Below are 8,516 nucleotides of genomic sequence, written 5' to 3'. Positions count from 1 at the left end.
TACATATTGGATTCCGGGCTTGATCTGTGCCCGCCTGGTGTGGTGGGGGAGCTCTATGTGTCGGGCGCCGGGCTGGCGCGCGGATATCACGGCCGGCCCGGGCTGACCGCGTCGCGCTTCGTGGCGAGCCCGTTCGGGGACGGAGAGCGGCTCTATCGGACCGGCGACCGAGGCGCCTGGCGGTCGGATGGCCAGCTCGTCTATCACGGTCGCGCCGACAATCAGGTGAAGCTGCGCGGCTTCCGCATCGAGCCGGCGGAGATCGAGGCGGCGCTGCTCGACCAGCCCGAGGTGGCGCAGGCCGCAGTGGTGGTACGCGGCACGGACGCTGATGCGCGCCTCGTCGGCTATGTAGTGGTGGCCCCAGGCACGGACATAGACGTGACAGTGCTGCGGACCCGCCTCGCCGGGCGGTTGCCGGGCTACATGGTGCCCGCCGCGCTGGTCGCGCTGGATCGCCTGCCGCTGACGGTCAATGGCAAACTGGACCGGACGGCGCTGCCCGAGCCGGCAGTGGTCGTGGCCGCGCACGTGGCGCCGGCCACGCCCGACGAGGTGACACTCTGTGCGATCGTCGCCGAGCTGGTCGGTGCCCCCCGGGTCGGGATGGAGGACAACTTCTTCCATCTCGGCGGTCACTCACTGCTGGCGGTGCGCCTGGTCGCCCGCCTGCGCGAGCGCCTCGACCGAGATGTCTCCGTCCGCATGGTGTTCGAGCATCCCGTTCTCCAGAACCTCGCCAACGCCATCGCAAGGGCGGCAGAGGCGAAGGATCACCTGACTGTTCAGCAGCGCCCAGCCGAATTGCCGCTTTCCTTTGCCCAGCGGCGCGCTTGGCTGCTCAACGAGATCGAGGGCGAAGGTGCCTACAACGTTCCGATACTCTGGCGCCTGACTGGTCCGCTGGACATCGCAGCTTTGCGGGCGGCAATGGGAGATCTGGTTGCGCGCCACGAGGTGCTTCGCACCAGGATCGTCCAAGGAACTGGAGAGCCGATCCAGCGCGTCCTTGGCGCCGATGAGGCGCACCCCCACTTTCGGCTCGTCGTAAGCGACGAGGCCGGCAGCGGATCGTTGATCGAGGCGGAAGTCGCGCGCGGCTTCAACCTCGCATCAGACGACCCGCTACGAACGACACTTATTGAGCTGAAGCCGCGCGATCATTTGTTGCTGCTCGTCCTGCATCATGCGGCGGCGGACGGCGCATCGATAGTGCCGTTGCTGTCTGATCTGGCTCAAGCATACGCAGCGCGGTTAGATGGGCGCACACCCCAGTTCACGCCGCTCGAGGTGAACTATATCGACTTCGCGCTTTGGCAGCGCGCACGCCTGAACGAGGCGACCGAAGCGGAGCAAGTGGCCTATTGGTCTGCAAAACTTGCCGCTTTGCCAGATGAGATCACCCTGCCGGCGGATCGCCAGCGTCCAGTACAACCGAGCTACGCCAGCGGGGCCGTTGGTATTAAGATCGCGCCGGACACTACTCAACGACTCCGCCGACTCGCCGGCGAACAGAACGCGACCCTATTCATGGTGCTCGAAGCAGCGCTGGCTGCGTTGCTGCACCGTCTTGGCGCCGGCGATGACATACCTATCGGCGCGGCGTCGGGCGCACGCAAGGATAGTCGCCTTGACGCTCTAGTCGGCTTTTTCGTCGATACGCTTGTCCTGCGTAACGATTTGAGCGGCAATCCAGACTTCGTGGATTTGCTCGCACGCGTGCGAGAGACCTGCATCGACGCCTATGCCCACGATGCACTCCCGTTCGAGCGGATCGTCGAGGCGCTGGACCCGCCGCGTCTTGCAGGCCGTCAGCCGTTATTCCAGACCATGTTGAGCCTCGAGACTGGCCAATCCGCCAAGCTCGATATGCCGGGCCTCACCGCCACGCCAGAGACAGTCCTTGTCTCTGGACAATCGAAATTCAGCCTGTCTTTCGAATTTCGGGACGACGGCGATGCCCTGACCGGTCGGCTGGAGTACAGCGCCGATCTGTTCAATCGTTCGACGGCGGAAGACCTACTGGCACGGCTCAGCCGATTGCTCGAGCAGGTCAGTCGCGACGCCAAAGTTCAGCTTTCGCGGCTGGACATTCTTTCCGAGGAGGAACGACGGAAGCTGACGGACGGGGACGCCGCTGGCGAAGCTCAAGCGCCGGAGGTATTGCTCGGTGAATTGCTCTTGGCGCAGATTGTAGCAAAGTGCGAGGCACCCGCTATCCGATGCGGCGACCAGGTCTTGAGCTACTCGAAATTGGGAAACAAAGCCCATCGGCTTGCTCGTCTGCTGATTGCTGAAGGTGTCTACCCGGACGATCGGGTCGCAGTGATGCTCGACAGTTCGATCGAGCACGTCGAAGCGGCGGTAGCCGTTCTTCAGGCCGGCGGCGCATATCTGCCGCTGGGTGTAGATTTGCCCGAAGAACGACTGAATTTCCTCCTTTCGGACGCGAAGCCCGCGCGGATAATTACTTCGGCACAGTTCGCGACTCGTCTGCCTTCGGAGTTCCGTTCACAGGTCGTCTGTCTCGATGAGCCTGATACCCACTGTCGTCTCGCCACATTTTCGCCAGAGCCGCTTACCCAAGCGGAGCGGCGTGCTCCCCTCCGCAACGCCCATCTTGCCTATGTGATCTACACTTCGGGCAGTACTGGGCGCCCAAAAGGCGTTGGCATCAGCCACCGCAGCATCGTCCACTATGTGGATCATGTGGCTCGGGAGATCCTGGACGACGTCGCGGTCACTATGCCGTTGTTCACGGCGTTGGGCTTCGATCTCACACTCACAAGCATACTGGTTCCGCTGTGTTGCGGAGGGGTAGTTGATGTTGTTCCGCCTATGGACGCGGAAGCGGCTCTGGCGTCGGTCTTCGCACCGGACGCCGGATTCAGCGCCGTCAAACTGACACCGTCGCATCTGTCCATGCTGACTGGTCTGCCCGCGGGAATATCACCCATCCGGGTGGCGATTGTCGGCGGTGAGGCCCTGACCCAAAGCCAGGTTGATCTCCTGAGAGCGCGCTGCCCCGGCATCCGCATCGTCAACGAATACGGCCCGACCGAAGCCACCATCGGCTGCATCGCAGCGACGGTGGAGGGGGCGGACATGGCAATCGGGCGACCTTATCCGAATGTCCGCGCCTATGTGCTCGACGAGCGGCTGTGCCCCTGCGCGCCCGGCGTCGTTGGCGAACTCTATGTGGCTGGCATCGGATTGGCGCGTGGCTATCACGGCCGTCCCGGCCTGACGGCGACCCGGTTCATCGCCAGTCCATTCGTAGCCGGCGAGCGTCTCTATCGTACCGGCGACCGCGTGATCTGCCGCCGCGATGGCGTGCTGGACTATCAGGGCCGTACTGACGATCAGGTCAAGATTCGGGGCGTGCGAGTGGAGCCCGGCGAGGTCGAGGCCGTCCTTGCTGCCCATCCGGATGTTGCGCAAGCAGCCGTGCTGGCCGTGACAGAGCACGGCGGGGGACTGCGGTTGGTCGCTTTTTTGGTCGCACGACCGGACAGACGAATCGAACCGGACAATTTGCGCGCAGCGTTAGCCCGACAATTGCCCGATGCCATGATGCCGTCAGCATTCGTTCCGATTGATGCCTTGCCGCTGACCCGAAATGGCAAGATCGACAAGGCTGGGTTGACCGGCATGGCTATTCCGCCTCGCGTTCAGACAGATGACGTCACACCTTATGTGGCGCCGCGCACGCCCGAAGATCACACGCTCTGCACAATTGTGGCTGATCTCCTCGGTCTGCCGCGTGTTGGCCTGGCCGATGATTTCTTCCGCCTTGGAGGACATTCGCTCCTTGCAGCTCAACTGGTAGCGCGGGTGCGCGAGACGACCGGACGTGCGCTCTCTTTGCGGGCCGTGTTCCAATACTCCGTGCTTGCGAGGTTGGCCGAACATCTGGCCACTCTCGCCGAGGACACAGCCGCGCCCCAGCCGTTGCTCATCGATCGAGACAGTGCTTTCGATCCTTTTCCACTTACGCCAGTCCAGCAGGCTTATTGGTTCGGACGACAGCAACTTGTCGCACTCGGCGAAGTCGCCTGCCATGTTTACGCCGAACTTGTCGTCCGCAATCTGGACTTGCCGCGTTTCACGGCGGCCTGGCGTACGGTCATCAACCGGCACCCGATGCTGCGAGCGGTGATCGCGCCGGACGGGACCCAGCGGATTCTCCAAAGTGTGCCGCCCTTCGTCATCCAATGCGCGGATTATGCCGATGTGTCTCAAGATGCGGGGGAGGCGGCGGCAGCCGTTACCCGCGAGGCGATGTCGCATCAGGTGCTGCCTACCGACCGCTGGCCGCTGTTCGACGTCCGCGTTACGCGCCTGAGCGACGATGACTGGCGGGTGCATCTCAGCATTGATGCGCTCATTCTTGACGGTGAAAGCAACAACCGCCTCCTGCAGGAAGTATTCGATGAATATAGCGGACGCGTCGGATCACATCGGGATCAGCCTGGGGAGGCGACCTTCCGCGATTACGTGCTGGCGACCGCGCAGCCGGATCCGGCGACTATGGAGGCCGAGGCTTATTGGGATGCGCGACTGCCCAGCTTGCCGCCCCCGCCGAACCTGCCGTTGGCGGTCGAACCCGGCGCGCTCGCCGACGGCCGATTCTCGCGCCTCCATGCCCGTATCGATGCGTCACAGTGGAGCAGCCTGAAACAGCGCGCAGCTGCCCGGGGACTCACCCCGTCCAATGTGCTCATGACCGCCTATGCTGAAGTGCTCGGTACATGGGCCGCGTCGGACGACTTCACTTTGAATCTGACGGTTGGCGACCGTCGGCCCCTCGCGCCCGAGGTGGCGGACATGCTGGGTGTGTTCACCAATCTCGTGCCCTTGGAAATGCGGGCGGTTCGAACCGGGACTTTCACCCAGCGCGCGCGCGCCCAGCAGCGGCAATTGGCAGTCGATCTCGATCATCGCGCGTTCAGCGGCGTAGATGTGCAACGCCGGATCGCCGCGCGGGCGGGCGATCCGGCTGCGGGCCTGCTGCCGATTGTCTTCACCAGCGTTCTCGGCGAAGCGCAGGTCGAACTGCCGGAAGACGTCGTCGACGTCATTCATGGCATTACCCAGACTCCGCAGACATGGCTCGACAACAAGGTTTTCGAGGTGGGCGGAACGACGTTGGGCATCGATTGGGATGCGCCACTCGCGCTGTTCCCCGAAGGTCTGCTTGAGGCCATGTTCGAGGCCTATGTCGGCCTGCTGCAAACCTTGGCCGACGATGAGGCGGCGTGGGACGAGGTTGAACGAACGCTGTTGCCACTTGCCCAAAGTGACCTGTTCGACGCCGTCAACGCCACCGCTGGCCACTTGGGGGATGAACTGCTGCATGAGCCGGTACTTGCCGCTGCACAGGCGAACCCCGGCGCTGTGGCGATCATCGCCGATGGGCGGTCTTATGACTTCGCCTCGCTCTACGCCGCAGTTCAGCATCAGGCGGCACGGCTACGCGCGGTTCTGTCCGACGAAGATGCGCTGGTCGCAGTTGTCATGGAAAAGGGACCGGAGCAAATCGTCGCGGTTCTCGCGGTTCTTGCTGCGGGACGGGCGTTTCTTCCCATCAGTGCCGGGCAACCGGACGCGCGCATTGCGACGATTCTGTCTGAATCCGGCGCGCGCATCGGTCTGACCCAGACCCGTGTCGAACGGGGCCGCGCCTGGCAGGAGGCAATCACTCTGCTCGATGTGGAGATGGACGCGCCCGTCTCAGAGCCTTCGGCGTCAGAGACCCGACCGGTGTCGGCGGACGATCTGGCCTATGTAATTTTCACATCCGGCAGCACCGGCAAGCCCAAGGGTGTCGCGATCAGCCATCGCTCTGCCCGCAATACCTTAGCGGACCTACATGAGCGGCTCGGTTTGAGCGGCTTGGACCGCGTATTGTGGGTTTCGTCGCTCGAGTTCGATCTGTCGATCTTCGACATTTTCGGCGTGCTGGCTGCGGGTGGGGCGATCGTGGTTCCGAAGGTCGATGGGCAGCGCGATCCGATCCTTTGGGCCGAGGCCATCAAGCAGGACGGGGTGACGATCTGGAACTCCGCGCCTGCGCTGGCCGACCTTTTGATGACGGCAGCAGGTGATTCGGCTTCGGCTTTGATCGGCGGGCTCCGAATCGTGATGCTTAGCGGCGACTGGATTCCGGTTGCCTTGCCGCCGCGACTGCAAGAGGCGGCGCCCGACGCACGATTGCTCAGTCTGGGCGGCGCCACTGAAGCATCGATCTGGTCGATTCTCCACCCGATCGATGCCACCGACGCAGCGCGCCCGTCGGTCCCCTATGGCATGCCGCTGCGAAACCAGCGCTTCCACGTCCTCAAGCCCGATTTCTCGCCTTGCCCGATCCACGTTCCCGGCAAGCTGTTCATTGTAGGCGATGGCCTGGCGCACGGCTACTGGAACAATCCGGGCGAAACCGCCGCCCGCTTCGTGCAGCATCCCGCCACCGGCGAGCGGCTTTACGACACCGGCGATCTGGGCCGCTACATGCCGAACGGCGAGATCGAGTTTCTCGGCCGCGAGGACAGCCAGGTCAAGTTACGGGGTTTCCGCATTGAGCTGGGCGAGATCGAGGCTCAGCTCTGCGCCTATCCACAGATTGTTAGCGCCGCAGCAGCACTGACGGGCGACAACGACCGCACGCGCCGGATCGTGGCCTACGTCACCCTCGAGCAGCCTGACGCCAGTGGGCGCGGAACCGGCGAGATGACCGATCTGCGCTCGCATGCCGCATTCGTGCTCGAACAACGTGGGTTGCCCGATGCTGGCGATCCACAGGCAGCTTTTGCGCTGCCCGATGGCCTGATCGAAGAACAGGAACGGTCCGGCTTCCTGGCACGGCAGAGCTACCGCCGTTTCGCTCAACGGCCCATCGAGGCGGCGATGCTTGGCGCTTGGCTGGGCGTGTTGCGGGCTGTCCCGGCTAAGAACGCGGCCTTGCCCAAGCGGCGCTACCCATCCGCCGGCGGTCTCTATCCCGTGCGCCTCTACTTGCTGGTCGGGGAAGGCGCAATTGCTGGGCTTGATGAGGGAGCCTATGTTTACGACCCAATTGGCCACGCGTTGAACCCCGTCGGGGACCTCGCCTTGGAACCGCATCTGTTCGACGGTGTGAATCGCGGCATCTCCGACGAAGCCGCTCTGGCGATCGTGATGGTCGGACACCTTCCAGCGATCGCGCCGCTCTATGGCGACTGGGCGCGCGATGCGTGTCTGATCGAGTCTGGTGCCATAGGGCAGCTGCTAGCCGAAAAGGGGCCGGCGCTGGGCATGGGCAGTTGCCTGATCGGTGGATTCGATGCGGACGGATTGCGGGCGGGCCTGCGGCTCGCCGACTCCCAGACCGATTTGATCTTGGGAGGGATGCTGGCCGGTCCGATCGATCCGGTGCAAACCGAGTCCTGGAGCCCCTATGCGCCGCCGTCGTTGGGCCCCCATTTTGATGAGGAAGCGCTGCGCCGGCATCTTTTTGCGGTTCTGCCGGATTATATGGTTCCGTCGGCGATTGTGGTGCTGGACGCGTTGCCGCTGACGGCGAACGGGAAGGTGGACCGCAAGGCGCTCCCTGCGCCGGGGCCTCAGGTGCGCGGGGGCGTGTCGGGGACGCCGGAAGAGGCGGTGCTGTGCGGCCTGGTCGGCGAGCTGCTGGGCATGGAACGGGTCGGTCCGGAGGACGACTTTTTCGCGCTTGGCGGTCACTCGTTGCTGGCGGCGCGGCTGGTGGCGCGGGTGCGCAGCGTGCTGGGCCGGGTGCTGGGCATCCGCTCGGTGTTCGAGGCGCCGCGGCTGGGCGATCTGGCCGAGCGGGTGCGGCAGGCGCCGCGGGCGACCCATGTCCTGACGGCGACAGAACGGCCATCGCGTTTGCCGCTGTCGTTCGCGCAGGCGCGGCTGTGGTTCCTGGACCGTCTGGAGGGAGCCGATGCGGCCTACAACATCCCTCTGGCGGCACGGCTGTCCGGTAGGCTGGATGTGGCGGCGCTGGCGGCGGCGCTGGACGATGTGGTGATGCGCCACGAGAGCCTGCGCACGCTGCTGAAGGATGATGGCGGAGAGCCCTACCAGGAGGTGCTCGAACAGGCACATGTCGTGCTGGATCGGCGGATCTGTGAGCCGGACGCGGTCGACGCGATGCTGGCAGCCGAGGCGGCGCGGCCGTTCGATCTGGCGTGTGACCTGCCGCTGCGAGCGGTGCTGCTGGAACTGGGGCCGGACGATCATGTACTGGCATTGGTCGTGCATCACATCGCGACCGACGGTTGGTCGATGGGGCTGCTGCTGGATGATCTGGCGAAAGCCTATCGGGCGAGGGCGGTCGGAGAGGCGCCGGACTACGATCCGCTGCCGGTACACTATGCCGACTATGCGCTGTGGCAGCGGGCGCTGCTGGGCGAGGAGGCTGACCCAGAAAGCCTGATAGGACGCCAGATAAACCATTGGCGAACAGCATTGGCGGGTGCTCCAGCGGAATTGATGCTCCCGCTGGATCGTCC

General features: G+C 64.3%; 1 protein-coding gene. It reads left to right on the top strand.

Translation table 11 applies throughout. From position 1 onward, the window contains the following. Window positions 1-42 precede the first annotated feature (42 nt). Window positions 43-8,516: non-ribosomal peptide synthetase (locus tag D2V17_RS10690; RefSeq protein ID WP_245978670.1), on the top strand; the 8,474-nt coding region annotated here is incomplete at its 3' end.

The sequence above is a fragment of the Aurantiacibacter xanthus genome (assembly GCF_003584015.1).
Taxonomy (GTDB): domain Bacteria; phylum Pseudomonadota; class Alphaproteobacteria; order Sphingomonadales; family Sphingomonadaceae; genus Alteraurantiacibacter; species Alteraurantiacibacter xanthus.
This window is presented reverse-complemented; position numbering and strand designations above follow the sequence as displayed.